The sequence below is a fragment of the Hymenobacter agri genome, from assembly GCF_054778495.1.
The window spans coordinates 1-1940 of the sequence record NZ_BAAGZM010000718.1; the positions used below are offsets into that span (position 1 = coordinate 1).

A 1940-nucleotide genomic window follows, 5' to 3' on the forward strand; every position below is an offset into this window, starting at 1 on the left:
GCACGGGCCTGCTGGTGGCGCTGTCGCTGGCTTTTTTGGGCCTGAATGTGGTGGCCGACCTGCCGCACGCGCTGGTGGCCGTAGGCTTGGTGGTGGGCGCCTGGCCGCTTTGGCGCTGGGCGCGGCGGCGCAAAGTAGCCCCGACTTAAGCAAAGCTCGTCCGCAACTTCCGTCGGGAAGCGTGGCATCTGCGGCGACAGTCTACACGCGTCCTCTTCCACTACCAAACCCTTCGCTATCAACGGCCTGTTGCAGTAGTTTTTGTAGTGCCAGCTCACCCTGGCACTGGCCGAAAGCTGCACCTGCGGCCGGTGGCGGCCCTACTGGCCTCGGCCACCAGCGTGAGCGAAGTGCAATTCGGTGTTCGGTACGAGGTGTTGGGTATCCGGTATTGGGTTTTAAGGAAGGCCAAATACCCAACACCTAATAATATGCCGCCCGTTGCCGAACTTTGGCCGGGCCCCTGGCCTTCCCCGCTCAAACAACTCCTAATTCCATGAAAAAAACGTTGCTAACGCTGCTGTCGGCAGGCTTGGTGCTGGCGGCCGGCACGGCCAGCGGCTGGGGCTTCTTCGGCCACCGTACTATCACCCAGATTGCTGTGTACGACCTGCCGGCTTCGATGCAGGCTTTCTACTACCGCAACATGACCGAGTTGGTGCGCCTGAGCACCGCCCCCGACGAGCGTCGCAACACCGACCCCACCGAAGCGCCCAAGCACTTCATCGACATGGACCATTATTCCGAAGAAGACCCCTTCGGCAAAATGCCGCGCCAGTACGACCAGGCCACGTCGAAATTCACGGCCGACACCCTGAAAAAGTACGGCACCGTGCCGTGGGTGGTGATTGAGATGAAGGACAGCCTGACCGAAGCCTTCCGCAACCGCGATACAACCGCCATCATCCGCTACTCGGCGGAGCTGAGCCACTACGTGGGCGATGCTTTCGTGCCGCTGCACACCACCATCAACTACGATGGCCAGCTAACCGACCAAAAGGGCCTGCACTCGCTGTGGGAAAGCCAGCTGCCCGAACGGTTCATCGGTACCTATAACCTCGCCAGCGAGCCTGCCAAGTACATCAAAAACCCGCTCGATGCCATCTGGACGGTACTGGGCCAGAGCTACGGCTTTCTGGGAGAAACCTTTGACCGGGCCACCAAAATCGAGAAAACCATGAAGCCCGAGGTGCGCTACACCTTCTCGCACCGCTACGGCAAAACCTCGCGCCGCTTCTCCGACGCCTTCGCCGACGAGTACGACAAGGCCGTGGGCGGTATGGTCGACTACCGCCTGCGCTCGGCCCCGGCCATGGTATCGTCGTTCTGGCTCACGGCCTGGCAAGATGCCGGCAAGCCCGACCTCAACGCCCTGATGCACCCCAACAAGCCCAGCAAGGAGGAGCGTGAGAAGCTCGCCACCGAAATTGCGGCCTGGAAGAAGGGCACCATTGCGCAGGACCAACTGCTACTGGCCCAGCAGAAAATGAAGAAAGTGGAAACGACGGAAACCATTAAGTCGGCCCGCGACATGGGCGACAACTCGGCCGATGCCCCCGACAAGCCCGCTCCCGCCGCTGATGAGGACGCCCCCGGCTTCGACAAAGTGAAGGTGAAAACCAAAACCCGCGCTGGCACCCAGAAAACCAAGGAGAAAACCGACGAGTAACCGACGCGTAACCGGCAAACCAATCAGAACGTCATGCTGAGCGAAGCCGAAGCATCTCTACTGCGCAACTAATTTGATTTAGTGTTGCAGTAGAGATGCTTCGGCTTCGCTCAGCATGACGTTCTTTCGTTTGCTGTTCATTATTATTTGCCGTTCATTCGGCTTACCCCCACCACTATGCGCCTACTATCTGCCGCCACCGGCCCGCTGCTGCTGGGCCTGAGCCTGCTGGCCGCCTGCAACCAGACGCCGCCCGCCCAAGCCCCCGCGG

At 60.5% G+C, this 1940-nt stretch carries 1 protein-coding gene; it reads left to right on the forward strand.

Annotated elements, in window-relative coordinates; translation table 11 throughout:
* The first annotated feature begins 496 nt into the window (after positions 1-496).
* Complete coding sequence (locus ACYVDE_RS21365; protein ID WP_460503560.1) at positions 497-1669, forward strand: zinc dependent phospholipase C family protein; 1173 nt, start codon at positions 497-499, stop codon at positions 1667-1669.
* Positions 1670-1940: the final 271 nt, after the last annotated feature.

Coding starts and splice junctions, on each gene's coding strand:
- ACYVDE_RS21365 (WP_460503560.1), top strand. CDS start 497: ATGAAAAAAACGTTGCTAACGCTGCTGTCGGCAGGCTTGGTGCTGGCG.